This window comes from Pseudomonas azerbaijanorientalis, from assembly GCF_019139795.1.
In the GTDB taxonomy this organism is placed as follows: Bacteria; Pseudomonadota; Gammaproteobacteria; order Pseudomonadales; family Pseudomonadaceae; genus Aquipseudomonas; species Aquipseudomonas laurylsulfatiphila.
Window position 1 is genome coordinate 2,617,561 of record NZ_CP077078.1, and the last position, 25,510, is coordinate 2,643,070.

The 25,510-nt window shown below is 60.9% G+C and carries 22 protein-coding genes; 11 read left to right on the top strand and 11 right to left on the bottom strand.

Annotated elements, in window-relative coordinates:
• Window positions 1-324 precede the first annotated feature (324 nt).
• Together mhpA and KSS91_RS11600 are read left to right on the top strand one after the other, a co-directional pair.
• Complete coding sequence (mhpA, locus tag KSS91_RS11595) at window positions 325-1,983, top strand: bifunctional 3-(3-hydroxy-phenyl)propionate/3-hydroxycinnamic acid hydroxylase MhpA (RefSeq protein ID WP_217838010.1); 1,659 nt, start codon at window positions 325-327, stop codon at window positions 1,981-1,983.
• 2 nt (window positions 1,984-1,985) lie between these two features.
• Entirely contained in the window at window positions 1,986-2,633 is a 648-nt protein-coding gene (locus KSS91_RS11600; RefSeq protein ID WP_217838011.1) for a TetR/AcrR family transcriptional regulator, read from the top strand.
• 18 nt (window positions 2,634-2,651) lie between these two features.
• On the opposite strand, the gene KSS91_RS11605 is transcribed toward KSS91_RS11600, so the two are convergent.
• A complete protein-coding gene (locus tag KSS91_RS11605; protein WP_015094695.1) occupies window positions 2,652-3,890 on the bottom strand; it encodes an NADH:flavin oxidoreductase/NADH oxidase family protein in 1,239 nt (412 codons plus the stop codon).
• A gap of 348 nt (window positions 3,891-4,238) precedes the next feature.
• Between KSS91_RS11605 and KSS91_RS11610 the strand changes: the two genes are divergently transcribed.
• The 5 genes from KSS91_RS11610 to KSS91_RS11630 all read left to right on the top strand — a co-directional run bounded on the left by KSS91_RS11610 (window position 4,239) and on the right by KSS91_RS11630 (window position 10,546).
• Window positions 4,239-4,853, top strand: coding sequence for a TetR/AcrR family transcriptional regulator (locus KSS91_RS11610; RefSeq protein WP_015094696.1), 615 nt, complete (start codon window positions 4,239-4,241; stop codon window positions 4,851-4,853).
• A gap of 85 nt (window positions 4,854-4,938) precedes the next feature.
• Window positions 4,939-6,030 carry a VOC family protein gene (locus KSS91_RS11615; RefSeq protein ID WP_217838012.1) on the top strand — a complete coding sequence of 364 codons (1,092 nt, stop codon included), beginning with the start codon at window positions 4,939-4,941 and terminating at the stop codon, window positions 6,028-6,030.
• Between the two features lie 175 nt (window positions 6,031-6,205).
• The gene (locus KSS91_RS11620) at window positions 6,206-7,162 is read left to right on the top strand and encodes a fumarylacetoacetate hydrolase family protein (protein ID WP_015094698.1); all 957 of its coding nucleotides are present in this window, start codon (window positions 6,206-6,208) and stop codon (window positions 7,160-7,162) included.
• A complete protein-coding gene (locus KSS91_RS11625) occupies window positions 7,162-9,063 on the top strand; it encodes an acyl-CoA synthetase (protein WP_217838013.1) in 1,902 nt (633 codons plus the stop codon). The genes KSS91_RS11620 and KSS91_RS11625 overlap by 1 nt, the downstream gene beginning before the upstream one ends.
• A gap of 163 nt (window positions 9,064-9,226) precedes the next feature.
• Complete coding sequence (locus KSS91_RS11630; protein ID WP_217838014.1) at window positions 9,227-10,546, top strand: outer membrane protein transport protein; 1,320 nt, start codon at window positions 9,227-9,229, stop codon at window positions 10,544-10,546.
• 188 nt (window positions 10,547-10,734) lie between these two features.
• Here KSS91_RS11630 and KSS91_RS11635 read toward each other — a convergent pair whose 3' ends face one another.
• From KSS91_RS11635 to KSS91_RS11680, 10 genes are read right to left on the bottom strand one after another with little or no spacing between them, the layout of a single operon-like run.
• A complete protein-coding gene (locus tag KSS91_RS11635; protein WP_217838015.1) occupies window positions 10,735-11,469 on the bottom strand; it encodes an NAD(P)H-dependent oxidoreductase in 735 nt (244 codons plus the stop codon).
• 43 nt (window positions 11,470-11,512) lie between these two features.
• Complete coding sequence (locus KSS91_RS11640; protein WP_217838016.1) at window positions 11,513-13,054, bottom strand: acyl-CoA carboxylase subunit beta; 1,542 nt, start codon at window positions 13,052-13,054, stop codon at window positions 11,513-11,515.
• Window positions 13,051-13,209, bottom strand: a complete 159-nt coding sequence (locus tag KSS91_RS11645; protein WP_193601727.1) for a hypothetical protein — start codon at window positions 13,207-13,209, stop codon at window positions 13,051-13,053. Before KSS91_RS11645 ends, KSS91_RS11640 begins: the two co-directional genes overlap by 4 nt.
• Window positions 13,210-13,217: 8 nt before the next feature.
• Window positions 13,218-14,390 (bottom strand): thiolase C-terminal domain-containing protein, encoded by a 1,173-nt coding sequence (locus KSS91_RS11650; RefSeq protein ID WP_217838017.1) that lies wholly within the window; start codon window positions 14,388-14,390, stop codon window positions 13,218-13,220.
• Window positions 14,387-15,916 (bottom strand): AMP-binding protein, encoded by a 1,530-nt coding sequence (locus tag KSS91_RS11655; protein ID WP_217838018.1) that lies wholly within the window; start codon window positions 15,914-15,916, stop codon window positions 14,387-14,389. The genes KSS91_RS11650 and KSS91_RS11655 overlap by 4 nt, the downstream gene beginning before the upstream one ends.
• 8 nt (window positions 15,917-15,924) lie before the next feature.
• Window positions 15,925-16,341, bottom strand: coding sequence for a Zn-ribbon domain-containing OB-fold protein (locus tag KSS91_RS11660; RefSeq protein WP_126045437.1), 417 nt, complete (start codon window positions 16,339-16,341; stop codon window positions 15,925-15,927).
• A gap of 7 nt (window positions 16,342-16,348) precedes the next feature.
• Window positions 16,349-17,848, bottom strand: a complete 1,500-nt coding sequence (locus KSS91_RS11665; protein WP_217838019.1) for a hypothetical protein — start codon at window positions 17,846-17,848, stop codon at window positions 16,349-16,351.
• Between the two features lie 3 nt (window positions 17,849-17,851).
• On the bottom strand, window positions 17,852-19,246 hold the full coding sequence (locus KSS91_RS11670; protein WP_217838020.1) for an acetyl-CoA carboxylase biotin carboxylase subunit family protein: 1,395 nt from the start codon (window positions 19,244-19,246) through the stop codon (window positions 17,852-17,854).
• Window positions 19,243-20,652: an acetyl-CoA carboxylase biotin carboxylase subunit gene (accC, locus tag KSS91_RS11675; protein ID WP_217838021.1), complete on the bottom strand. Its 1,410-nt coding sequence runs from the start codon at window positions 20,650-20,652 to the stop codon at window positions 19,243-19,245. Before accC ends, KSS91_RS11670 begins: the two co-directional genes overlap by 4 nt.
• A complete protein-coding gene (locus KSS91_RS11680) occupies window positions 20,652-21,119 on the bottom strand; it encodes an acetyl-CoA carboxylase biotin carboxyl carrier protein (RefSeq protein ID WP_217838022.1) in 468 nt (155 codons plus the stop codon). Before KSS91_RS11680 ends, accC begins: the two co-directional genes overlap by 1 nt.
• A 196-nt stretch (window positions 21,120-21,315) precedes the next feature.
• Between KSS91_RS11680 and KSS91_RS11685 the strand changes: the two genes are divergently transcribed.
• The 4 genes from KSS91_RS11685 (at window position 21,316) to KSS91_RS11700 (ending at window position 25,458) form a co-directional block, all read left to right on the top strand.
• Window positions 21,316-21,540 carry an acyl-CoA carboxylase biotin carboxyl carrier protein subunit gene (locus tag KSS91_RS11685; protein ID WP_126045442.1) on the top strand — a complete coding sequence of 75 codons (225 nt, stop codon included), beginning with the start codon at window positions 21,316-21,318 and terminating at the stop codon, window positions 21,538-21,540.
• 5 nt (window positions 21,541-21,545) lie between these two features.
• Entirely contained in the window at window positions 21,546-22,256 is a 711-nt protein-coding gene (locus tag KSS91_RS11690) for a GntR family transcriptional regulator (protein WP_225923760.1), read from the top strand.
• A gap of 65 nt (window positions 22,257-22,321) precedes the next feature.
• Window positions 22,322-23,881, top strand: coding sequence for a class I adenylate-forming enzyme family protein (locus tag KSS91_RS11695; protein ID WP_217838024.1), 1,560 nt, complete (start codon window positions 22,322-22,324; stop codon window positions 23,879-23,881).
• Window positions 23,878-25,458, top strand: coding sequence for an acyl-CoA carboxylase subunit beta (locus KSS91_RS11700; RefSeq protein WP_217838025.1), 1,581 nt, complete (start codon window positions 23,878-23,880; stop codon window positions 25,456-25,458). The genes KSS91_RS11695 and KSS91_RS11700 overlap by 4 nt, the downstream gene beginning before the upstream one ends.
• The last annotated feature ends 52 nt before the right edge of the window (window positions 25,459-25,510 follow it).

Below are 25,510 nucleotides of genomic sequence, written 5' to 3' on the forward strand. Positions count from 1 at the left end.
ATCTAGCCTCGGTCCCTCGCAGTGACGCGCTTTAGTCATGGGCCACTGTTCCCATGACACCCCTGATCGACCCTGACGCCAAGCGTCGTCGGTCGGAAACTGGCGTACCCAAAACTTTATGCCACGAGCCTTGTTTGCCTAAACGCGGGCAGTGACACCTGGCCTCTGCGCTGGTTCGTTCGACCACATCACGGCTTTTCAATTATCTCAAAAAAATATGACAAAATCATCAATATTGAAATATGTCTCAATTTTGCTTATCTTGATTCCGCCTGACGATGAGACCTATGCGCCTCACGACTTCAATCACAACAAGGGCTCGAGATGAACAACAACAAGAACGTTTCCGAATTGCCTACCTCCACCGTCGATGTACTGATCGTCGGTAACGGTCCGGTAGGGGCGACAATCGCGGCGCTGCTCGGCCGCTACGGGGTTACGACCCTGGTGCTGGACAAGCTCCATGAAATCGTACTGATGCCTCGTGCCATTGCTCTGGACAACGAGGCCCTGCGCATCCTGCAACTCGCCGGATTGTCGGAGGACGCTTTCGAGAAGATCGTTATCCCTGAAGTGAAGATGCACTCTCCGGTCCTCGGGCAATTTGGTCGCGCCAATACCGAAGGATGCATCGACGGCCATCCCAAGCTTGTGACCTTCTATCAACCCGATCTGGAACGCGCGATGCGTGGCCAGGTTTCCCGACTGAAATCAGTGACCAGCCTGGGTGGTTTCGAGTTGGAGAGTCTGGTTGAGGAAGCGGATTGCGTGGTTGCCACCGTGCGGGGTGAAGATGGGCAGTCGCATGCTGTTCGCGCCCAGTACCTGATTGGTGCAGACGGTGCCAGCTCCCGGGTCAGGGCGCTGATCGGCCAGGAATTTGAAGGGCAAACCTATGCTGAGGATTGGTTGATTGTCGATGCCAGGAACCGGCATCAGTCAGCCATTGATCACATTGAGTTTATCTGTGATCCGCGGCGGCCCACGCCGCACATGCCCGCCCCCGGTGGCAGGGAACGCTGGGAATTCATGCTGCAGCCCGGCGAATCCCGGGAGGAGCTGGAAAGCCCGGAAAGCATCGCGCGGCTCATTGCGCCATGGGTCAATCCGCAGGAACTGGAAATCGAGCGCAAGGCGGTCTATCGATTCCACGCGCGTTGCTGCAACAGATTCAGTAAGGGGCGTACTTTCCTGGTCGGCGACGCCGCACACATCACCCCCCCTTTTGTGGGACAAGGTCTCGTAGCGGGCCTTCGTGACGGCGCCAACCTGGCCTGGAAGCTGGTTTGGGTTCTTCGTGGTCATGCCGCGCCGGCGATACTCGATACTTATGACGTAGAGCGGCGACCACATGCTCAGGCCATGATTAATCTGGCGAAACTCATGGGTCGCCTGGTCATGCCCAAGAACAAGATCGCAGCGTTCTTTATCCACGGCTTGATGCGCATGCTGGGATTGACCCCCGCCACCAGAAGGTACTTCGAGCAGTTGGACATCAAGCCGAAGAACACCTTCAAGAAAGGCTTGTTCGTGCCACATCGTCGCGGCGATAAGCTGGTACGTGGCAGCCTGTTTCCCCAGGCTTGGGTTCGCACCCTGCAAAAGCAGATCACGCTGAGCGACGATGCGCTGGGCGACAACCTGACCCTGGTTGGATTCGGTGTCGACCCCTTATCACTGCTCACCACTGATCAAATCGTTGCCTGGGAAAAGATGGGCGGCCACTTCCTGGAAGTCAGACCCCGTGGCCTACGCTCCGACGGCCGTTGTGACTTCATTGAAGACATGAACCATGAGATCCTGTCGCTGGCTGCAAAAGGAACATTGGTCGCCGTTCGTCCTGACCGTATCATCATGCACCACGCCCCTGGCACAGAGGCCAGCAGACTCCTTCAAGACTGCCGGGACCTGCTGATGAGTGATGACGCCACTGCTGACAGCGCTTCCATTACCATCAACGAGCCGATTAGATTACGAGCTTGATCATGCATTCCTCCACACCTCCTTTAGAAGCTGCTGTACCAGAACCTCTCACTCGGGGGCACAAGAAGCGTGAGCGCACCCGTCGTGGCCTGATGGACGCGGCATTGCGCCTTGTCGCACGTAAGGAGGCGGGGGAAATCACACTGCTCGAGGTAGCCGCGGAGGCAGAGGTATCCAACGGCACCATCTACAACTATTTCCGAACGCGCGACGAAGTCTTCGAAGCAGTGGGCATTGCCATGGCCGCCGAGTTCTCCGACGCCATTGCCGTCCTGAACGCGGATGTGCACTGCGGAGCACAGCGGCTTTCGATCGGTGTGCGCATGTTTGTGTGCCGGGCCGCTGCCGACCACCAATGGGCGAATGCGTTGCTGCGTATCATCCATTTCGACCAGGCGATGCGCTCGCGTCTGGCTGACCATGTACTGGGCGATCTGCGTGAGGGGCTGCGTGCGGGCGCGCTTGCTTACGAGGACGAAGGGGTCGCCCTGGATATTGTATTGTCGTGCACAACCGGAGCAATGCGCTCGGTTGTCGAGGGGCGGGCAGTAGTGGAGCACGATCTACGGGTCGCCGAAATGGTTCTCCAGGCTCTGGGCGTCACACCTGCCAGAGCCAGGGAAATCGCCAGCAAGCCGCTACCGGCCTGATCCGATATCGTTCTTGATCTACCTGGCTTGATCGATCCATTGCCGATAGCTCTTCGCCTGGCGACGGGCCTTCAACTGATTGCCGATCAATGCCATGAGTGGCGACGTCCCGGGTTTTGTCCGTTTCCCTTGACTTAGCAAGCCGAGCTGCTTCTTGATCACCGATGCCACTGCCAGCGATGCCAGCGTCTTGTTCTTCCAGCGGACGACGATGGGCTCCACCTTGATGTCCCGACCTGCCATCCACTGTTTCGGCAGGGCTGGCTCGATTGCCAGTGCAGTGGCAAGTCCGACCATCGACACCGAGCCGCTCACCACACGCTCCGCGACCTCCTTTCTGCGCACGCCGCCGGTGACCATCAACGGCATGCGCGCTATTTCTCCAATTTTTTCTGCGAACTCGAGAAAGTAGGCTTCTCGAGCCAGGCTGCTGCCATCGCGGGTCTGCCCCTGCATGGCCGGACTTTCGTAGCTGCCACCCGACAACTCGACCAGGTCGACCGCCTTGGCGTTAAGCATTTCCACTACGCGAGCCGCATCCTCGGCATCGAACCCGCCGCGCTGAAAGTCCGCCGAGTTGAGCTTCACAGCGACGCAAAAGATTGGCGCCACTCGCTGGCGAATTGCGTCGATAGTTTTCAATAGGATTTTTGCACGATTTTCGAGGCTACCGCCCCAGCAGTCATCACGCCGATTGGTCAAGGGCGAAAGGAATTGGCTGAATAGATAGCCATGCGCGGCATGAATCTGCACGCCGGTGAATCCGGCACGCTCCGCCAGCACCGCCGCTTGAGTATAGCGCCCGATGAGCTCTTCGATCTCCTGCTCTTCTAAAGCCCTGGGCAGCACAAACGCTTTTGAAAGTCCGGGAATATCGACCGCAACAGCGGAGGGGCCCCTTGCCGATTGCCCCATTGAAGCCAAGAGCTGCCGTCCGGGATGATTGATTTGCATCCAGGCCTGGGCTCCACGGCTGCGACAAGCGTCTGCCCATAGCTTGAATTTACCCAGGTCCCGATCGTCCTCAAGCACTACGCCAGCTGGGCCGGTCAAGGCGTGGCGGTCAACCATTACGTTGCCAGTGATGATCAGGCCGGCTCCACCCTCCGCCCAACGCTGGTAGAGCTTAATCAGCGCTTCGCCTGGAGCGTGTTCCTCATTGGCAAGGTTCTCCTCCATAGCAGCCTTGGCGATTCGGTTTGGAATCACCGTGCCGTTGGGTAATCGAAGCGGTTTGAAGATATTTGAGCCGGTCATGTTCTGTCCTTCAGCTAATGAAAAGTCGGCCAGCGATCGCTGAGGGTCATACCGTTTGAGCGCTGTATGCACAGTACTTGCTCAGAGGTTGAGCTCCTGCATTCCATCGATGGGCCGGTTTGAAGGCTGCCGAGAGGGCGAGCCAGATCGTGACATAATTGAACATGTGTGTTCAATTATGTCAATGTGAAGGGCTTGTGTTGATCCGGCGACGTCGATCAGGGTATCTAGATTATTAGGGTTAAATGCCATATTCAGACGAAAAATCCAACATGCATAAAAATGCGGTTGACGATAAGTGAACACAAGTGTTCAATGTATTCATGAGGTAATCCTGGAGAGAGAACCGTGCAATCCCTGAGTGCAACACAGCGCCGCATTCATCAAGCTGCCTTTCGCCTGTTCGCCGAGAGAGGCACCTCACAAGTGAACATCCTCGATCTCGCACAAGAGGCAGGCGTAGCGCGCGGAACGGTCTATAGCAACATCGACAGCATGGAAAACCTGTTCGAGGCGGTCGCCAGCCATCTCGCGAGGGAAATGCATGAGCGCATCAACAAGAGCTTCGATTCCCTCTCGGATCCCGCTCATCGCCTTGCCAATGGCATTCGATTCTTCATTCGCCGTGCGCATGAAGACTCCCAGTGGGGCGCGTTCATCCATAAATTCGCCATGAGCAATTCGGCGTTGCGCGAAATGTTCAGCAGCCAGGCAACCAAGGATCTTCTGAGCGGGCTTACTACTGGGCGCTACACGTTTGCGCAGGAGCAATTGCTCTCGGTACTGACGCTGATATCGAGCAGCGTGCTTGGCTCGATTTTCCTGGTACTGGAAGGTCACAAAACGTGGCGCGAATCGGGCTCTGACACCGCTGAGCTGGTGTTGCGGGCATTGGGTGTGCCACCAGAGGAGGCTCGTCTGTTGGCGATCCAGGAGTTGCCGGTACTGCCTACTCTCGACTGAGTCCGTAACTGATTTGACTGGATAAACCCCCGATTTTTCAGGGGGGCGGGACAGCTTTGCCCTAAAAACCCGGAAAACAAAAACAATGAACAACAAAAACGAATTGCACCGGTTGACGACACCACACCCTGCGCGGCATCCGCAGCCGACGGTAAAGGCCCAGGATCTGACTCACCTGATCTTCCAGCGGCCGGACTTGAATGAGGCGGCGCGTTTCCTGACTGACTTCGGCCTGACGGTCAGTCGGCAGGAGGCCGATACGCTCTATATGCGGGCCACCGAAGCCACTGCCTATTGTTACCGTGTCCAACGTGGCGAACATGCGCGCTTTATCGGGTTCGGACTTGCCGTGCAGTCCCTGGAAGATCTGGAAAAGCTCACTCGAATCCCGGGTGCGTCATCGGTCGAGAAATCGGAACATCCCGGTAAAGGGTATTGCGTCAGACTGACGGATCCGTCCGGTTTCATTGTGGAAGCCGTCTGCGATCAGACGCCGGGCAAGACGCTGGCACACAGAGCTCCTCTCATCTGGAATCAGGCGCAGGAACAACCGCGGATCAACGCCACGCAGCGTCCGCCGATTGCTCCCCCTGAAGTCCTCAAACTGGGTCACATCGTCATTGAAGTGGCCGACTATCAAGCGACCTGTGCATGGTATACGCAGCATTTCGGGTTTATTCCCAGCGATGTGCAGGTACTCCACGACGGCACGCCTATCGTCACTTTCATGCGCCTTGATCTCGGTGACATTCCCGCGGCTCACCATACGCTCGCGATTGCGCAAGGGTTCATGGCCACCTACAGCCATAGCGCCTATGAAGTTGTCGATGCAGACGCCGTGGGCATGGGGCAGCGCGTCCTGCGGGAGCGGGGTTGGGCGCACTCATGGGGCATCGGCCGGCACATTCTGGGCAGTCAGATCTTCGATTACTGGCAAGACCCTTGGGGCGACAAGCACGAGCATTACTGCGACGGAGATGTTTTCACGGCCACTCGGCCTACCGGCATTCATCCGGTGAGTCCCGAGGCAATGGCGCAGTGGGGGCAGCGCATGCCCAAGAGCTTTACCAAACCCAAGTTGACCCTACCCAATGTGCTGCTGCTGATCCGCAACCTGCGACGCAGCCCGGACCTGACCATTCGCAAGCTGATAACACTCATGCGGATGTTTGGGTAGAGCTGCCGACATGTCGGACAACTCAACCCGGTTTGGCCGGCGGGACGTGCTTAAAGCCGGCGCTTTGATTGCTGGCGGTGCGTGGGTGTACACCGTTTCCAGCCCGCCTTCAGAACAACACCACAGTTCCCGCGCCACCGAACGCGGGACAAACGCCGCTCCAGGAGTACCTTCAATGTCTGCTGTACACGTAGTCCGCTTTGAATATCAGAACGGTATCCACTGGGGCGTGCTTCGCCAGGGCCGTATCACAATTGTCCCTGGTGTTTTCGAAACCACCGGTGACTTCATTAGCCAGAACAGTCTCGACGACCTCGCTCAACTGAAAGGTTCGGAGTTGGAGGCGGGCGAAGTAAAACTGCTGTCGCCGGTGACCCGTAACCAGCAGTTTGTCTGCCAGGGTGCCAATTACCGTCAGCACATGATCGAGTCTGGCATGGACCCTGATGCGAAGAAATTCAACATGATCTTCACCAAAGCGACGAGTTGCCTGGTGGCGGCTGACAGCGACCTGATCAAGCCGCGCCACGTGCGCTTCCTTGACTACGAGATCGAGCTGGGCCTTGTGATGAAGCGCTCGATCACCGGCGCTGTTGCTGTCACCGACGCCAATCTGCATGAGTTCATTGCAGGTGTCGTCATTGTCAATGACTACTCGGCGCGTGACATTCAGATTCCCCAGATGCAGTTCTACAAGGGTAAGAGCTACCGCACTTTCGGTCCGGTCGGCCCGTACCTGTGCCTTCTGGATGCCTCGAACATTCATTACCTGAAGGAACTGCAGCTACGCCTGACGGTGAACGACCAGGTGCGACAGGACGACAGCACGGCCAACCTAGTTTACGGCCCCGCTGAAACCCTGACCGAACTTTCTGCCTTGCAAGATCTCGCCGTTGGAGACCTGATCGCCACCGGTACGCCTGCCGGCTGTGCCCTGACGATCCCTTCACCCGCCAAAATGCGCATAGCAGCCCTGCTGCCCGAAGCCACCAAATGGAAACTCTTCCTCAAGGCACAAGAGGGCCGGACGCAGTACCTTAACGCCGGTGACGTGGTCGAGGCGCGTATTCGCAGTGCCGATGGTGTGGTCGACCTCGGCGTACAACGCAACCGAGTCGTGGGGGAAGCCTGATGGTCGTGCAGACCCTGAATGACATCGAAAGCCTCGAACGAGTCCCCTTGTCGGAGCGTGGTCTGGCTTGCAGCACTTATGAAGCGCTGCGTCAGGCAGCCGAGCGCACCCCTCAGGCACCGGCGCTCAGTTTCTTCGTCGATGCCGCCGATTTCAAGCGCACCCACGAGTGGAACTACTCCCAACTCTTGGCGGATATCACCCGCGCGGCAAATGCCTTCCATGACCTGGGCATAAAACCGGGCGAGGTGATTGCCTTCATCCTGCCCAACCTGCCGCAAACCCATTTCACGATATGGGGCGGGGAGGCGGCAGGGATCGTCATGGCGATCAATCCTCTGCTTGAGGCCAAGCAGATGGCTGGCTTGCTGAATGCCGCGAAGGCATCGGTGGTGGTGACTCTCGCGCCGACTCCAGGCAGCGACTTGTGGCCGAAACTGTCTTCGCAGCTGGATCAGTTGCCCGGGATCAGGTCTGTCGTTTGGGTCGGCATGGCGCCCTATGTCGACGAACCAGTGCGTGGGGCCCTGAAAGCCGTGGCACTGAAGGAACGAGACTTACACAGCGATATTGCGATCCACGATTGGCAAACGCTGATGAATGCCCAGCCGCACACGCACCTCAAGAGCGGACGGCAAATTCGCCAGGATGAGTGCTCCTCCTACATCTGTACGGGCGGCACCACGGGACTTCCCAAGATCGCCGCGCGTAGCCATGGCTCTGAAGTATTCAATGCATGGGCCGTGGCCGCTCACTTGCAGCCACGCAATGGTGGCCAGGTTATCTTTTGTGGCCTGCCGCTGTTTCATGTCAATGGCCAGCTGGTGACTGGGCTGATGCCTTGGACTCAAGGCGACCATGTGATTCTCGGCACGCCTCAAGGGTATCGTGGCGAGGGCGTGATCCCACGATTCTGGGAGATGGTCGAGCACTTCGGTATCAACCTCTTTTCCGGCGTGCCAACTGTCTATGCCGCACTTCTGCAAAATGAATGGCAGGGCCGCGACCTGTCCAGTCTTCGCTTTGCCATGTGTGGCGCCGCACCCATGCCGGCTGAGCTTTTCCGAGAGTTCGAGAACCGTACCGGGGTAAAAATCCTTGAAGGTTACGGCCTCACTGAGGGCGCCTGCGTCTCATCAATCAATCCGCCCCATGGCGAGCGCCATATTGGCTCTATCGGGATACGGATCGCCTACCAGAATATGCGCGCGGTCGTGCTCAATGATTCGGGAGAGTATCTGCGCGACGCCAACGTGGATGAGATCGGTCTGATCACAATCTGCGGTCCGAACCTCTTCGAGGGTTATCTGGAGGAGCGTCATAACCACGGCCTCTGGATCGACATCGACGGTCAGCGCTGGCTGAATACGGGCGATCTGGGTCGCCAGGATGCGCAGGGTTATTTCTGGCTGACCGGGCGCAAGAAGGAGTTGATTATCCGTGGCGGCCACAACATCGATCCCAAGCAAATCGAGGAGGCGCTTCAGGCGCATCCCGCCGTCGCTCTGGCCGCCGCTATCGGCAGTCCCGATGCCTACTCGGGCGAGGTGCCGGTCGCCTACGTTCAACTACGCCCCGGGCAAGTGTGCAATGCCGAAGAACTTGAGGCGTTCGCTCATCTCAACATCAGCGAGCGGGCAGCCGTTCCCAAGCGAATTGAAATCCTCGAAGCACTGCCACTGACTGCCGTGGGCAAGATATTCAAGCCCGCTTTGCAGCAGCGCGAAATTGCCAAAGTAGTTCAGCAGGAAGTGGAACGACTGGGGCTTTCGGATATTGCTGTTGAAGTCGTGCAGGACAATCGTCGTGGGCAGGTCGCCTGCGTCAGGGCCGGCACTGGCCAGCAAGTGCTGGCTCCGCTCCTGGGGCGTTACAGCTTTCATGTGGAGTGGATCAATTGAGTTCCTGATTTGTAATCTGTAAGTCCGGCAGACATGCCCTGGCGCTGTTCAGTCAGGGTGTTTTACACAACATCAATCAACTCCAACCGGCACTAAGAAGTGCACGGGACGGCGAAGCCTTGCCTGCGTGCAACCAACAAAAACAATAAACAAGAGGTGGATAATGAAACTGAATAGCCGCGTGATCCCGTGTCTCTCTGCACAGCGTAAGTGTGCTGTCTGGATTAAATTCAGCAGTGCCATCGCACTACTCAGCGCCTCCACCATTGCAAGCGCCAATGGCATTGCCCTGAACGAACAAAGTGCAAGCAGTGCAGGAACTGCCTATGCGGGAAGGTCGTCTTCCGCGCTGGACGCCAGCACCATTTTTGGAAACCCCGCGGGCTTGACCAAGTTGAAGCGTAGTGAGATTTCCGGCGGAGCCGCGGTCGTCTCGGTGAGCGACGATATCAGTGATGCGCAGAGCAGCGCCCCAGGAACGAATGAGGGGGACTCGGTACCTTTGGGGGTCGTGCCCTTCGCTTATATGTCGACGCCACTTGATGATCGTTTTTCGATTGGTTTGGGCCTCTATGCGCCGAGTGGCCTGATCAATGATTACGAGGGCTCTTTTCAGGGCCGCTACCATGGTTCCTATAGCACGACCAAAGAAGTCACCCTGCAGCCCACCATTGCCTGGCGGATCAATGATTACGTGTCCATTGGTGGCGGACCGACCATAAACCGTTTCAATGCAAAGCTTCAGAATTACCTGGCCACCGGCGCCCTGAACAACGGCGAGGACACACTGGTCACCGTCAAAGGCGATGACACGGCACTAGGCTACAACGTCGGCATCCTGGTCGACTTTACTGAGGCAACCAGTTGGGGAATCAACTACCACTCGAAGGTGGACTATGAACTCAAGGGGCATACTGAGGTTTCTGGCTCCCCGAGCGTTATTCCGCTGGACGGAAATTATGACAACAAGATAGACCTCACGATGCCCGAATCCGTGGACACGTCTATCACCCATCATTTCAATAGTCGCTGGACGGGCTACCTGGGGACCACCTGGAAACGTTGGAGCCGGATCAAGAAGATCGAGGCAGTCAACAGCGGTCTTACCCCCTTGGGCCAGGCGGCTGGCCTGGGACATGTGATCGAAGAAATGAACTGGCGGGACACCTGGAGCACCGCCGTTGGCGCCTCGTATCAATTGAACCAACAATGGCTGCTGCGCGCGGGCTACGCCTATGATCCTTCGCCCATCAGAAATGCCGATCGCAGCGTGCGCGTTCCGGTTGGCAATCGCCAGGCCGTGACCCTTGGGGGGGCTTACTCGCCGAGTCCAGATCTGACGATCGACTTTGCTTACGGTTATCTCTGGGATTCCAAAGTCTCGGTGAAACAGTCGAACAACTCCGGTCTTCAACCGCAATACAGTGCCAATTACCAAAATAGTGCGCATGGCGTTTCAGTGCAGGCAACCTATCGGTACTAAGCGACACGACTCCATTTTTAATGAATTTGTGTTGCCACGACCGGTTGAATCCATAGTCGATTGCGGTCTGCCAGCAAGTGCCACTTCTACCCGAAAGCCGTCGCTGAGCATCGGCTCACCCACCCCCTGAAGGGCCTGTTGCTTAGTCGAAGCTTGACGGCCTCGGGATTATTCTGCGCAATCTGGCATCAACAGCAGATGGTGCCCGGCTCTTCGGGAGCGATTCCAAGGGGATAGAGTCGATCATCAAACTGACTCAAGCGCGGGTACGCGAGGGGGCGATCCTCGCCAATGTTTTCCAGGCGTTGGCGGTACCCCTTCAAGAAGTCCTGTCGAGCTTCATCAGTGATGTACGGCACATGCCAACCGACAAATGGCTGCAGCACGTCCATTCCGACATAGGCCAGGGTTCCGCGCAGTAGCGGGCGCAGCATGTCTTCCAATGGGCCATGGATGGCGTTGTCGCCGAACATGTGTTCGCGCCCGCCCAGGGTCACGGTCACCAGGGCTTTCTTGCCGCGCAGGCCGCCCTGATCGTAGAAACGCTTGCCGCCGTAACAAATGCCGGATACCAGAACCCGATCGATCCAGCCCTTGAGGATGGCCGGCGTCGAGAACCAGTAAACCGGAAAATTGAGGATCAGCAGGTCCGCCCACAACAGTTTGTCCAACTCTTGTTGGATATCGGCGGCGAGTGTCTGTTCTTTGCTGCTGCGTCGTTGCTCAAGTGCGTAGACCAGATACTCGGGGTTTTCCCGGGCGCGGAAATCCCCGGCACCGGCTACCGGATTCCAGTTCATTTCGTACAGGTCGGATACCCGGACCTGATGCCCTTGGGATTGCAGGGTCTCAACCGCTTGGTCGCGCAAGGCGGCGGTAAAGGATCTTGGCTCGGGATGGGCATGTACGATGAATACATTCATGGCGATTCCTTGAATAGAGGAGGGGCTGCGTGAAGCGCGCCGGTCAAAAGTAGGTGGGCCATGTGCGCATTTCGTGGCGCCCGATACCGTTATTGATTGCGCGCCGCTGTGCCGCCAGTGCCTCGACGAGAAAACGACGGGTTTCTCCCGGTGCAATCACCTCGTGGGTGCCCAGCGCACCGGCCAGTGCAAAGGCCGAGGTGTCTTTTGAGAATTCAGCGTACAGGCACTCGTAGCGCTCGGGATCCGTCTCGCGCGTCACGTCATGCACGACGCTGACCGCCACGCCCGGGTCGACGAAGCTGACATCGGCCGAGCACCAGGCGGCCGACTGGTCGCTGTTGCGGCCACCGCCGAAATTCAGATAGGCCTGGCCGAAACTCTTGCGCACGATCACCGAGAGCTTGGGTACCGAGCACAGTTGTACGGCGTGGATCATGTTCATGATGTGCGCCGGTGCGCTGCGTTTCTCGCCTTCGATGCCCACGAGGAAGCCAGGCGTATCGACAAGAAACACCAATGGAATGTTGAACGAGTCGCACATGGCGATGAAGCCGGTGGCCTTGCGGCAGGCGTCAGCGTCCAGCGCTCCGCCCTTGAATTGCGGATTGGAGGCGACGATCCCGATGCTGGCGCCTTCAAGGCGGGCGAGAGCGGTAACGACCGAGCGGCCGAATCGGTCCTTGAGCGCAAACAGGCTGTCGCGATCGACCAGCGTCGCCAGCAGCTTGCGCATGTCGTAGGTTTTGCTGCGCTCCACCGGGACGATGGTTTCCGGGCCCGACGGGTCAGGTCGATCCTCGGGTCCGCAGGGCAGGAGGGCGGGTGTCTCATTTGAGTGAGAGGGCAGGTAGCTGAGAAACTGCCGGATCGCGCTCAATGCTTCCTGGTCAGTGTTGACCACCTTGTCGGCCAGCCCGGTGATTTCAGCATGCATGCGCCAGCCGCCTAGTTCCTCGACGTCCGAGGATTCACCGATCGCCACAGAGGTGACTTTGGGGCTGGAGACGGCGAGTAATGCACCCTTGCGCATGACGGTGAAGTCCGCCAGGCACGAGTACCAGCTTGCCGATCCAAAACACGGGCCCAGTACTGCGCTGACCCACGGGGTTTCGCGGCGCCGGCAGTATTGCTGGGCATCCTGGCCGGCACTGGCCATGCTCGCAGCGCCCATTGCGTCCTGCATGCGCTGGCCGGACGATTCGCCAAGAAAGATCAGCGGCATGCCATTGCGGGTGGCGCATTCCTTCATGTAAGCGATCTTGCGTGCATTGATCCATGAGGATGACGCGCCTTTGACCGTCATGTCGTTGGAGACCACGGCCACCCGACGCGAATCGATGCGACCGAAACCGGTGATCTTGCCGTCCGCCGGCGTGCTGTCCCGGTCCTCGGGCCGGGAGGAGTGGGCGAGCATGCCGATTTCGCTGAACGACTGCGGGTCGAGCAGGCCCTCCAGTCGTTCGCGTGCATTGAGCACGCCAGCCTCGCGGCGCGCCTGGAGCTTGGCCTCGCCTCCCATTTGCAGGGTGCTTTCGCGGCGGGCCTGCAGTTGCTGTTCCGGTGATGGGTGTTCGCAGGTCATCGTGAGGTCTCATTGGGAACTGTGACGGCACGTCCGACGATTTCGCCGTGACGCAATGTGCGCAGAACTAGCGGCACTTCGCACAGACGGGCGCCATCGCGCCAGTCGAGCATACGAAAGGCCTGCAGGGTTCGGATCGGGACTGTCGTCTTCATGGTCGATCTCAATTTGCCAGAACCAGGGTCATGAACGCCGACATCAACAGCCCGCTGGCCTGGACCAGGCAACTGCTGGCATTGGCGACCTGGCGCCCGGCGCATTCGCCACGCAGCTGACGCACGGATTCGATCATCAATTGCATGCCGAACTGGCCGGAGTGGTTGAAGGCCAGCCCGCCGCCGGAGGTATTGACCGGCAATGCACCGCCGGGCGCGGCAATGCCACTGTGCAAGAATGCGCCGGCTTGCCCGGGTGCGCAGAAACCCATGGCTTCGAGCGCGACGAGCACGTTGATGGTGAACGCATCGTAGATCTGCACCATGCTCAATTCGTCGCGCGCGATGCCGGACATGCAAAGCGCACGCTCGGCGCAGTCGGCGATGACGCCAGGGGCGAGCCAGTCGGTCGAGACCAGTGGCGTGACGTGATGCCTATAGCTATCGGCGAAGCCGCGGATGTACACCGGCGGTTTCGCCAGCGTGCGTGCGCGGTCGGCTTTGGTGAGAATCAACGCACCGGCGCCATCGCTGACCAGGCAAATATCGGCCTTGCGCAGCGGGTCCGAGATCAGTGGCGACGCCAGGTACTCCTCCATAGTCAGCGGTTTGCGCAGCGTCGCCTGTGGATTCAACTGTGCCCAGCGTCGTGCGTTGATCGCCACCTCGCCGAGGTCTTCCTCGCTCGCCTGATAACGATGCAGATACTGCTGCGCGAGCATCGCGTACCAGCTGATCGGGCTCAGTACACCGTAAGGCGCAACAAATTGTCCCGACGGCGAGCGCGGGTCGTTGATGACGCCGCCGCGATTGCGGCTTTGATCCAGTCGCTGGGTGCTGCCGTAGGTGACCAGCGCCACCGAGCACAACCCCGCCTCGATCGCGGCCATGGCGTGGATCAAATGGGTGAGCGGAGAACCTCCGCCGACCACCGTGCTGTCGACATGGCGTGGTGTGATACCCAGGTACTCGCTCACCAGCAGCGCGTTGGCGCGGTCGTCCCAGTGCGCGAAAACCCCATCGATATCGGCCAGGGTGAGGCCGGCATCGAGCAGGGCGTCACGGGCCGAGCGGCATTGCAGCGACAGCGCGGTGTCGCCCGGCGCCGCCTTGCCAAGCCCGGCCTCGCCGACACCGACGATGGCGTAGCGACCTGCCAGGCGGGAAGGGTCGTGGCTCATGCTTGCGCCTCCTGGGCGACGAGTTGCGCGCGCACGTCTTTCTTCAATACCTTGCCGACCGGACTGCGCGGCAGGCTCTCCCAGAACAACACTTGCTTGGGCGTTTTCAGACTGCCGAGTTTGTCGCGGCAGATCGCGACGAATTCCTCGGCGGTCGCGCTGGCGCCGGCCTTGAGTTCGATCACGGCGATGACTTTCTCGCCCCAGTCGGCATCGGGCAGTCCGACCACCGCACAATCCATCACCGCCGGATGCGCCCAGATCACTTGCTCGATCTCGCTCGGGTAAATATTGAAACCGCCGGAGATGATCATGTCCTTGGTGCGATCGACGATATACAGATAGCCACCTTCGTCGAACACGCCGATGTCGCCAGTGTGATGCCAGCCGAAGCGGCGGGCCTCGGCATTGGCTTGCGGGTTGTCGTAGTAACCCGGCGCTACCAGCTCGCCACGGGCGACGATTTCGCCGCGTTCGCCAGGCTCGACGAAGCGTCCTTCTTCATCCATCAGCGCCACTTCGCAGGCGCCGGTGGGGCGGCCGGCCGAGCCCAGGTGCTTGCCGTCGCGCATATGGTCTTCGCGCGTCAGCAGAGTGATCACCCCAGGCACTTCGGATTGACCGTAGGCCTGCATGAACACCGGTCCCCACAGGGCAATGCCCTCGCGCAGCTTGTCCACGGACATCGGCGCCGCGCCGTAGATCACGTATTCCAGTGAGGAGCAGTCGCGGGTCCGGGCATCCGGGTGCGACAGCAGTCGGTAGATCAGGGTCGGCGGCAGGAACAGGTGGGTGATGCGCTCCCGTTCGATGGTTTCCAGGACGGTGCCGGGATCGGCGGACGCTGCGATGACGTTGCGCGTGCCGAAAATCGACAGCGCCATGGCGGTCGCGCCGGCGGCGTGGGTCAGCGGCGCGACAACGAGATGCGCCGGGCTTTTCGCCGGCGGCATGAACTGGTTGCTGATGCGGTAGCAGGCCAGCAGCGCACGGTGGCTTTGCATGATTGCTTTCGGCCGGCCGGTGGTGCCGCCCGAAGATTTGATCAGGGCGGTGTCGTCCGGCGAATTGCGCACAGTGCAGCGCTGACCGGCGTGTTCGCGACACCAGTCGGCGATGCTCAAACCGTCGATGGGCTGGTCCAGGCCGATCACCGTGGTCAGCGTCGGCACGCCTGCGCGGATGCGTTCGGCATGTTCGGCATACTGGGAATGCAGGACCAGCACCGACAGTTGGGTGAAGCTCATGAACCAGATCAGGCTGTCGATCGAGTCGCGGGCGTTGAGCGGCACGAAAGTCGCCCCCGCGCGCAACGCGCCCAGCATGGCGACGAAACCCAGCGGGTGATTGGGCGCCAGCACGCCGACATGGGCCGATCGCAGGCGCAGCAGGGACAGGGCATGACCGATCGCGTGGGATTCGGCCTGCACCTGGGCGTAGGTCAGGCTGAAGCCGGTGCCTTGCAGGCAAATGTTATCGGGATGGCGATTGGCGCCGGTATCGAAGTAGTCGGTGATCATTTCCATGGTGACGGCTAATCCAAAAGAGTGAACTGGGGCAGCGTGCAGGATTCGCTGACGGTTTCGAAACAGACCCTGACGGCGGCGCCGATCCGCACGCGCTCAAGGTCGGCGTCGAGGATGTTGGCGACCAGCCGGACCCCTTCATCGAGGTCGATCAGCGCGACGACATAAGGCAGCCGGGCCTCGAAGGCCGGCGACGGGGCAATGCGGCTAACCGTCCAGGAATAGATGCGCCCCTGGCCGCGGGCATCGATCCACTCGATGCGCTCGGACAGGCAGCCGATGCAGAACGCGCGCGGGTAGAACTGGCAGTTGCCGCAACTCGCGCAACGCTGGATGACCAATCGTTGCTCCTGCGCGGCCGCCCAATAGACGGCCGTTTCGGCGGTGGGTTGCGGCAGGGGGCGTGGCGGGATGGGAGTCGACATGGCAGCCTCAACGAGTACGCAATTCGAAACCGGCCATGGCGATATGCACATGACGTTGTTCCGGCAGCCTGGCCAGACCGGCGATCAGCTCGTTCAGCGGACGACGCACACTGAAGGTGTCGTCGATCACGGTCGCAAGCAGGCCGGTGATTTTTTCGTCGCCGTACATGGCCCGCAGCAGCAGTTCATCGTCCGACAGGCCGGGATAGCGACGACGCAGCTCAGGAACCCTTGGTGCCAACAGTGGTGGCTGCATGGCGATTTCGCGGGAACCGTTGGCGAGCACACGATCCTTGACGTCGGGGTCCACCGGCAGTGGCAGGGAGCCGAAGTAGCCGCACACGTACTTTTTCACTTCATCCGGCACCACCTTGTAACGCTCGCCGCTCAGCACGTTCATCACTGCTTGCGCGGCGATCATCGCGGGGAAGGGCGTGGCCATGACCGGCGAGCCGAGTTCGACGCGGATGCGCGCGATCTCTTCGAGCACCACTGGCAGCTTGTCGGCGATGCCTGCCAGTTGCAGCTGCGATTGCAGGTTGGACATGGCGCCACCGGCGTATTGGGTGACAAAGTGCGCCGGGTCGTATTCCGCCGGGACGCCCACGGGGAAGCCGTTTTCTTCGGCAATGCCGGCGAGGTAGTCACCGACTTCGTCTGCCGCGCGGTCGTCGAAACTGACCTCGAAGCCGATCTCGCGCAGGTTGCGCGCCAGCATCTGTGCCGACGGCCCGGCGTTGCCGTTGGCCAGCGGATCGATCGAGCACAGCAGGCGGTCGGCACCGTGCACCGCCGCCTCCAGGGCCACCAGCGAACCGGTGGCATTCAGGCAATGGGTGAGCACTTCCAGCGGGCGGTCGCCGATCACGACCTTGATCGCCGGCACAATGTTGCGCACTTGCTCGACGGTCATGCTGCCGCCGGCGTCGCCGAAGGCAAAGGCGTCGATGTCGAAACGCTCGATCGCCTCGCGCGCCTTGGCGGCGTAGAACGCTGCGTCGTAGCCCGGTGCCAGGTTGTAGATCATCGCCAGGGTGGTCGTGGCGCCCAGACGCTTGGCGGTGGCGATGGCCGGGACGAGGTTGTCCCAGCAATGCAGGGAGTCGAGGAAGCCGATATCCCGCGCGCCGTTGGCGACCAGGCGTTCGACGTACAACTCGCTCAGATCGTCCGGCTCGGGGTAGAAGCTGCGCAGCATGTTGCTGCGCACGATGCCACGCAGCGGCGTGTGGCGGATGCGCTCGGACAACAGGCGCAGCCGTTCCAGCGGGCTCTGGTTGAGGAACAATACGCTGGCGTCGAACTGCACCAGGGCAATGGCTTCTATCGCATCGAAGCCCAGGGCATCCAGACGCTCGGCCATCGGCAGCATGTGCTCGGTGCGCATGCGCGTGGCCCACAGGCACTGGTGCGCGTCACGCAGGGTGGCATCGACCAGCTGGATACGGCGACGTTTGCCGGTGCGGATGAACTCCGCATTCACTTTTTCGCGTAGTTGATTCAGCACATGTCACCCCTTGCTGTGTTCGAGATGGATGGACAGGCCCGGGCCTGTGACACTCAGTACGGTGTAGCCGGGCCAGCGTTGCAGCAGCCCTTGGGTCAGGGCTTGCTCGGGGGTGCGGATTTCATACTCAAGCCTCTGAAACGGCGGCAGTGCTGGGCAGCCGCAGACCAGAGCGGCCAACGCATCATCGGTGGACAGATTGATCGGACGGCACGGCGTCGCGACGGCGCCGATGCGTTGTTGCAGGCTGCTCAGTGACGTGTCGATCGGGCCGTAGCAACCTTGCAGCCAGCGGCGCAAGGCGGGTTGCAGCGTGGCATAGCGTGGTTCGGCATCCAGATGTTCGAGTGCCTGTCGTGCAATCGCCTGTGCGAAGGGCGGCAGCATCGGCGGGTTGCCCAACTCCTGGCGTATGCGCGTGCACTCACGGGAAAACCCGAACAGATCCGCCAGGCGTCCGCGCGAGCGCAAGGCCTGCATGGCGTCGGCGGCGACTTCGCCTGGCAGTTGATGTTCGTAAGGGGCCAGGCCGAATGCCCAGGGCTGGCTTTCGGGGAAACCTTGCTGATCCGCCACGGCGGCGAACTGGGCCTCGGCTTCTTTTATACGGTCCGGGTCCGGGGCTCGCAGCGACAGTTCGAGCAACGCCGCCGAGCGCACCAGCAGGGGCAGCGCAGGCGTCGATGCACCATTGGCGACACAAGGCAGAGCGGCATCGAGACGTTCGATGCCCAGTCGAATCGCCTCCAGCGCAACCTGCGGGCCGAGCCCGGTGTGGCAGCGAATGTGCAGGTCCAGCGGTGTGCCATCCAGGCCTTCGCGCAGTGCTGAAAGCAACCCGGGCAGGCGATCGACATGCAGCAGGCCGGCTTCGTCGCGCAACATGATGCGCTGTGCACCGGACTGGACCAGCCGTGCAGCCGCTGCTGAATAGTGAGCGTCGCTGTGTTCATCATCGTCGACGTAGGGCAGGGCGGCGATGACGCTCAGGCCGTTGGCCAAGGCCATTTGCACGGCGCTGTCCAGACGCTGGAAATCCAGCTGCGGATCGATCAATACGACCTCGCTGATGCCATGCCGGGCGAGCATTCGCAGCCAGGTGTTCAGTGCCTCGCCCGACAGCACATCGATATAGCCATGGGTCGCAAGCAGATTCACCGTGGCGCGCAGCGGCGTGCCGTTGGCGCGCTCGCGCAGCGCAGCAACGCGTTGCAGCGGATTTTCCTCACGGCTGATGCACTGGGCGATCACCGCCGGGTTCAAGACTTCGATGGCGGCAAGACGCGCGAGCCCCAGCGAGTTCATCGTCCCCAGCAACATCGCGGTGCTGGCGGCACCGCCCCAGACGGCGGTCTGGCCGTCACTGAGGCTGACATCGACCAAAGTAGTCATGCTCATGCGCGCTCCCTGGCTTGTTTCAACGCCTGCTTGCGGGCCGGTACGAATACGTCTTCGACCCAGCGCGTGGTGACGCGGCCGGCGACGAAATCCGGATGCTCGAGCACGGCATGGTGAAAGCTGGCGGTGGTCGACAGTCCGACGACTTTCATGTCCTCCAGCGCCTTGCGCATCAGCACGATCGCTTCACTGCGCGTCGGTGCATGCACGATCAGTTTGGCCAGCAGCGAGTCATAGAACGGCGGCACGGTGGCGCCGCTGAAGCAGTGGGTATCGACGCGCACGCCCTGGCCCTTGGGGGCCAGCCACTCGCTCACCAGGCCGGGGCTGGGCAGGAAATTGCGGTCCGGGTCTTCGGCGTTGATCCGGCATTCGATGGCGTGACCGCTCAATTTTACGTCGGCCTGAGTGAACGACAGCGGCAAGCCGGCGGCGATGCGGATCTGCTCGGCCACCAGATCGAAGCCCGTGATCATTTCCGTCACCGGGTGCTCGACCTGGATGCGCGTATTCATTTCCAGGAAATAGAACGTGCCGTCGCGGTCATCGACCACGAATTCGATGGTACCCGCGCCGAAGTAACCGACGTTTTTCGCCAGACGCACGGCGCACTCACCCATTTGCTCACGGGTTTGCGCGGCGAGGCTCGGGGAGGGGGCTTCCTCGATCAACTTCTGGTGGCGACGCTGGGTCGAGCACTCGCGTTCGCCCAGGTGCACCACGTTGCCGTGGCGATCGCCCATGATCTGGATTTCGATATGCCGCGCCAGCTCGATGAACTTCTCGACGTACAGGGTCGGATCGCCAAAGGCCGCCTGGGCTTCCGAAGAAGCCGAGCGGAATGCCGCCTCGGCCTCTTCATCGCTGCGCACGATGCGCATGCCACGCCCGCCGCCACCGGCGGTGGCCTTGAACAGCACCGGATAGCCGATTGCGCTGGCGATGCCGCGTGCGGTCTCGGCATCGGCCACCGCATCGGAGCCGGGGACGCGCGGCACTTCGGCTTTTTCCGCCAGACCGACGGCGGTGATCTTGTCGCCCATCGAATCGATGATCTGTGCCGACGGACCGATGAACACCAGACCGGCGTCTTCGCAGGCCTGGGCGAAATGCGAGCGTTCGGACAGGAAGCCGTAGCCGGGGTGGATGGCGTCGCAGCGATGCTCCAGGGCCGTACGAACCAGCAACTCGGCACACAAATAGCTTTGCGCGGCGGGCGGCGGGCCAATGATCACGCACTGGTCGGCCAGGCGGGCGGCCAGGCTGTCGCTGTCGGCTACGGACACCGCCGCCACCGATTCGATACCCAGGGTTTTGCAGGCTCGCACGATGCGAACGGCGATTTCGCCACGGTTGGCGATCAGGACCCGACGAATGTCACGGGTTGCCACGGGAATGCTGCTCATCAACGAGCCTCCGGTTCAATAATCATCAAGATCTGGTCGCGCTCAACCATCTGCAGGTCCTGGGCGACGATGCGTACCACACGGCCCTTCACCGGGGAGGCGAGGGTGTTGAAGAGCTTCATGGCTTCCACCAGGCACAGCGGCGCGCCGGTTTCGACCAGGGAGTTTTCTTCAACGAACGACGCTTGGTCGGGGCTGGGTTTGCGATAGAAGGTGCCCATCATGGTCGCCCGCACGGCCACCTGGCCCTCGGCGATTTCAGGCTCGCTCGCGGCTGCCGCAGGGGCGGCGGCCGATGCGGTCAGTGCCGGTGCGGCGCCTTGGGCAGGCGCCAGCGAGCGCTGGATCGTGCCTGATTTGCTGGCGGTCAGCGTGGTGTCACCGACGCGGACTTCAAGGAAGTCCAGATGGGTCGTGTGATCCAGGATCTCCAGGATTCTTCGTGCTTCTTTATGTGTGAGCGACATGCCTCGGCCTCTTGTTGTTCGAATTGCCTGGTCGGATAAAAACATCGAAACGTAGGATTGTCAACAATCGTACAATCATGTAATTTGCAGTTCGTGAGCCAAGGCGTTCGCACAGCGCTGGATACAAAAAGCGTAGCCCGCGACGGCCAGAGGCCTGGCTATTTCAGAAAACAGTGGTGTTTTGGAGGGGGCGAGAATGAGTACAATCGCGGTTAAGTCGGATGTCGCGGGTACGGTGTGGCAGATCCATGTCCGCGAAGGCGATATCGTTGAAGAAGATCAGACCCTGGTCATCATGGAGTCCATGAAGATGGAAATCCCCTTGATGGCGATCGAGTCGGGTCGAGTAGTGAGTGTCCTCGTTGCCGAAGGCGACGTAGTGAAAGATGGCCAGGATGTTTTGCTGATGGAGTGCGATTGAAGTCTATGTCAATGAATGCAGGTTCGGCGTCGGCCGCCAAGGGCGGTAGTGCAATAGGTATCACGCGGGCCGGTCGCCAGCGCGTTCTGACGATGCCGGAGCAGATTGCCGAGAGCATTACGCTGGCGATTCTGCGCGGTGAATACGGGCCGGGCGATTCGGTGCGTGAGCAGGAGCTGGCCGATCACTTCCAGGTCAGCCGTGGTCCGATCCGCGAAGCCCTGCGCATTCTCGAGAAGGTCGGCGTCGTGACCATCGTGCCGCAGCGTGGCGCGCATGTGACTTCATTGAGCAGGCAGGAAATCGACAACCTGTTCGAGATCCGCGCCGTGCTGGCCGGGTTGCTGGCCAAGTACCTGGCCGATCTCGATGCAGCGGTCGTCAACCAGATGGACGCCATCGTCACCCGGCTTGAACTGATCGCCGGGCAAGCCGATGCACTGGACGAGTATGCCCAGGGCAGTTATCGCCTGAGCACGGTGTTGTTCCAATCCTGCGGCAACAAGCAGTTGGCAGAACTGATGGGTGCACTGGCTATCCAGACTGCACGCTACACCCGCTTGGGCTTGCGTTCACCGGAGCGTCGCCAGGCTTCTGCCGTTTATTGGCGCGGATTGGTCGAGGCACTAGGGCAGAACAACAGTAGCGCCGCCAGCAACCTGATGGTCGAGCTGATCAACGCTTCCCATCAAGCGGCATTGAACCACTTGGAATAACCGCACACAGGGGGCACAACACTCCCTAGTGCTGTGTCTAATTGTCGACAATAAGACAAAATATCATGACAAAAAAACGCACCGCAGGATTCATGCTCAGTTGGGCAGCCCGGCAACACCGCGGCCGCACCGCGCTTATCTTCGGCAACACGGCACTGACTTACGACGAGGTTGAGGCGGGCAGTAACCGGCTCGCCCACGCCCTGATTTCCCTTGGCTTGCAAGTTGGGGAGCGCGTCGCCGTGTTGCTCGACAATTCGCCTGAGGCGATAGAAAGCGTTTTCGCTGCAGAAAAGGCCGGCCTGGTCTACGTGGCGCTCAACGCCCGGCATACCTTGGCCGAGCAGATTGCGATCCTCGACGACGCCGGCGCGAGCCTGCTGGTGGCGGGGCCGGAATTTCGCGAGATCAGCCTGGGGGTCATGGGTCGCGTCGAGAGTCTGCGTCATGTCATGGCGCTCGACTGGCAGGCACCGCAAGTGCTGGATTACCGCCAGCAACTCGCCTCGATGCCGGCCTGTGCGCCCAACGTCCAGGTGTCGCCCGAAGCCTTGCTGCGTATCGCCTATACCTCCGGCACGACCGGCAAACCCAAGGGCGTCACCTATACGGTCAAGCGTTGGTACGAGCGCCTGACCAACCATTTCTACGCCATGGAATACAGCCTGGGCGTGACCGATGCGATGTTGCACGTCGGCCCCTTGACCCATGCCGCCGGTGTGCACCTGTTGCCGTGCTACTTGCGGGGTGCGCGCAACGTGATCCTGGAGAAGTTCGAGCCGCTGGAAACGCTGCGCCAAATCGAACGCCAGCGGATCACGCAAATGATGTGCGTGCCGACCATGCTCACGCGCTTGCTCGACACTCTCGACAGCGGGGTCGCGGCCGATCTGTCGTCGCTGCGTTGCATCCATTACGGGACCGCGCCGACTTCCGTCGACCTGATCCGTCGGGCCATGGTGCGGTTCGGCCCGGTGATGCGCCAGCAGTACGGAATGACCGAGGCAGTGCAGCCGCTGGCGGTGCTGTATCCGTACGAACACGCAGAGGATGGCGTGCTGCGCTCCTGCGGCAAACCGACTGCCAACGTGCAGATCACGGTGCGCGATGCCCAGGGTGAAGAGATGGCGGCGGGGGAAATCGGCGAGATCGCCATCGCCACCGATGGCATCGGTGAAGTGGCGTTCTGGCGCCGTCCCGATCTGGAAGCCGAGGCGATTCGCGATGGCTGGTACTACTCGGGCGATTTGGGCTACCTCGACGAGCAGGGTTTCCTTTATATCGTCGGGCGCAACAAGGACATGATCATTTCCGGTGGCTTCAACGTCTATGCGCGGGAAGTCGAGGACGCCCTGGAAAGCCATCCGCAGGTGCTTGAAGTCGCGGTGCTTGGTTTGCCCGATGCGGAGTGGGGCGAGCGCATCGCAGCGTTCGTCGTGCGCCGCGAAGGCACCAGCGTCGACAACGAAGCTCTCGGCATTCACTGCGCCGCACTGATCGCCGGCTACAAGAAACCGCGCCTGATCGAATTCGTCGACGCCCTGCCGCGCAACAACGCCGGCAAGGTGGTTAAAAACATTCTGCGCGATGACTATCTCGCGCGCCTGCAGAGGAAATCGTCATGAGCACGCCTGTTGCCCCTGAATGGTCCCGGGAACTCGCCGACATCCGCGCTCGCCGCGAAGTTGCCTATGCATTGGGCGGCCCGGAAGCAGTGGAGAAGCATCATGCCCAGGGCAAGCTCACGGCGCGTGAACGCATCGGCCACCTGCTCGATGGCGAAAGCTTCGAGGAATTCGGCATCCTCGCCGGTGCCGTGAAATACACCGCCGAGGGCAAGATCGCTTCCGCCACACCGAGCACGGCGGTGGTTGGCGTGGGCAAGATCGAGCAGCGACGCACCGTGGTTGCGGCGGACGACTTCACCATTCGCGGCGGTTCGTCGGAGGCGGCGGTCGCGGAAAAGTGGATCTACGCCGACCGTTACGCCTGGGAATACAAGCTGCCGATCATTCGCATGATCGACAGCGCCGGCGGCAGTGTGAAGCTGCTCGACAAGCTTGGCCACACCAAGATCCCCGGTTATGCCTTGCTGCCGATCACCAACCTGCTGGGCGCCGTGCCCGTCGTCGGTATCGCCCACGGTGCTTGTGCCGGCCTCGGTGCGCTGCGAGTTGCTGCCTCGCATCTGTCGATCATGGTGCGCGGTCAGAGCCAGGTGTTCGCGGCCGGCCCGCCAGTGGTGAAGCAGGCGTTCGGCGTCGATATCGACAAGAACGACCTCGGCGGATACGACCAGGTGCATCGCCACAGCGGCATGATCAACCTCGCGGCCAACAGCGACGCCGAGGCGCTGGACCTGGCCAAGCGCTTCCTGTCGTTCCTGCCGGGCAATGTCTGGGAGCAGCCACCGCGTGCGACATCGACCGATTCTCCCGGTCGCCGCGACGCCTGGCTCAACGATGCGATTCCCCATGACCGGCGCAAGATCTTCAACCCGCACAAGATCCTCAAGTCGCTGGTGGACAAGGACAGCCTGTTCGAGATGTCCCCGGATTTCGGCGCGTCGACCATCACCGCGTTCGCCCGTCTCGACGGCTACCCGGTCGGGATCATATGCAACAACCCGCGCGTCGGCGGCGGTGCGCTGACCCGTGCGGCGGCGCTCAAGCAGACCCGTTTCATCGACCTGTGCGACACCTTTCATCTGCCGATCATCTACCTCGTCGACCAGCCCGGCGTGATGACCGGCCAGGAAGCCGAGATGCAAGGCACGCTGATTGCGGCGATGCAGGCGGTGCATGCGATCGAACAGGCGAGCGTGCCGGTCATCACCATTGTGCTGCGCCGCTGTGTCGGCCTCGCCGGTGCCATGGTCAGCCCTTGGCACGGCCCGACGGGCACCGCCCTGCCGCACCGGTTTGCCTGGCCTTCGGCGCAGTGGGGTTCGATCCCGATCGAGGGGGGCGTGGCCGCCGCCTACAAGCAGGAAATCGCTGCCGCGGACGACCCGCTGGCCCGGCGCAAGGAACTGGAGGCCCATTACCAGGCCCTGGCTTCACCGCTGCGTACCGCCGAGCGTTTTGGCGTGATCGACATCATCGAGCCGGACAGCACGCGTCCATTGCTGTGCAACTGGGTGGGTGACGCTTATCGCATCACCGCACTTTCCCTTGGGCCGAAGCGGCGGACCATGCGCTAGTCCTGGCGGGACGAGTGGCATCCGGCCTTACCTTCATAACAACAACTCAAAG

Bases quoted from the DNA above. Each gene is read 5' to 3' on its own strand.
- KSS91_RS11690 (WP_225923760.1), top strand. From the start codon at position 21,546: ATGTCAATGAATGCAGGTTCGGCGTCGGCCGCCAAGGGCGGTAGTGCA.
- KSS91_RS11620 (WP_015094698.1), top strand. From the start codon at position 6,206: ATGTCTGCTGTACACGTAGTCCGCTTTGAATATCAGAACGGTATCCAC.
- KSS91_RS11680 (WP_217838022.1), bottom strand. From the start codon at position 21,119: ATGTCGCTCACACATAAAGAAGCACGAAGAATCCTGGAGATCCTGGAT.
- KSS91_RS11650 (WP_217838017.1), bottom strand. From the start codon at position 14,390: ATGAGCCACGACCCTTCCCGCCTGGCAGGTCGCTACGCCATCGTCGGT.
- KSS91_RS11670 (WP_217838020.1), bottom strand. From the start codon at position 19,246: ATGAGCATGACTACTTTGGTCGATGTCAGCCTCAGTGACGGCCAGACC.
- KSS91_RS11625 (WP_217838013.1), top strand. From the start codon at position 7,162: ATGGTCGTGCAGACCCTGAATGACATCGAAAGCCTCGAACGAGTCCCC.
- KSS91_RS11605 (WP_015094695.1), bottom strand. From the start codon at position 3,890: ATGACCGGCTCAAATATCTTCAAACCGCTTCGATTACCCAACGGCACG.
- KSS91_RS11660 (WP_126045437.1), bottom strand. From the start codon at position 16,341: ATGTCGACTCCCATCCCGCCACGCCCCCTGCCGCAACCCACCGCCGAA.
- accC (WP_217838021.1), bottom strand. From the start codon at position 20,652: ATGAGCAGCATTCCCGTGGCAACCCGTGACATTCGTCGGGTCCTGATC.
- KSS91_RS11655 (WP_217838018.1), bottom strand. From the start codon at position 15,916: ATGGAAATGATCACCGACTACTTCGATACCGGCGCCAATCGCCATCCC.
- KSS91_RS11615 (WP_217838012.1), top strand. From the start codon at position 4,939: ATGAACAACAAAAACGAATTGCACCGGTTGACGACACCACACCCTGCG.
- KSS91_RS11630 (WP_217838014.1), top strand. From the start codon at position 9,227: ATGAAACTGAATAGCCGCGTGATCCCGTGTCTCTCTGCACAGCGTAAG.
- KSS91_RS11645 (WP_193601727.1), bottom strand. From the start codon at position 13,209: ATGAAGACGACAGTCCCGATCCGAACCCTGCAGGCCTTTCGTATGCTC.
- mhpA (WP_217838010.1), top strand. From the start codon at position 325: ATGAACAACAACAAGAACGTTTCCGAATTGCCTACCTCCACCGTCGAT.
- KSS91_RS11635 (WP_217838015.1), bottom strand. From the start codon at position 11,469: ATGAATGTATTCATCGTACATGCCCATCCCGAGCCAAGATCCTTTACC.
- KSS91_RS11640 (WP_217838016.1), bottom strand. From the start codon at position 13,054: ATGACCTGCGAACACCCATCACCGGAACAGCAACTGCAGGCCCGCCGC.
- KSS91_RS11695 (WP_217838024.1), top strand. From the start codon at position 22,322: ATGACAAAAAAACGCACCGCAGGATTCATGCTCAGTTGGGCAGCCCGG.
- KSS91_RS11600 (WP_217838011.1), top strand. From the start codon at position 1,986: ATGCATTCCTCCACACCTCCTTTAGAAGCTGCTGTACCAGAACCTCTC.
- KSS91_RS11700 (WP_217838025.1), top strand. From the start codon at position 23,878: ATGAGCACGCCTGTTGCCCCTGAATGGTCCCGGGAACTCGCCGACATC.
- KSS91_RS11685 (WP_126045442.1), top strand. From the start codon at position 21,316: ATGAGTACAATCGCGGTTAAGTCGGATGTCGCGGGTACGGTGTGGCAG.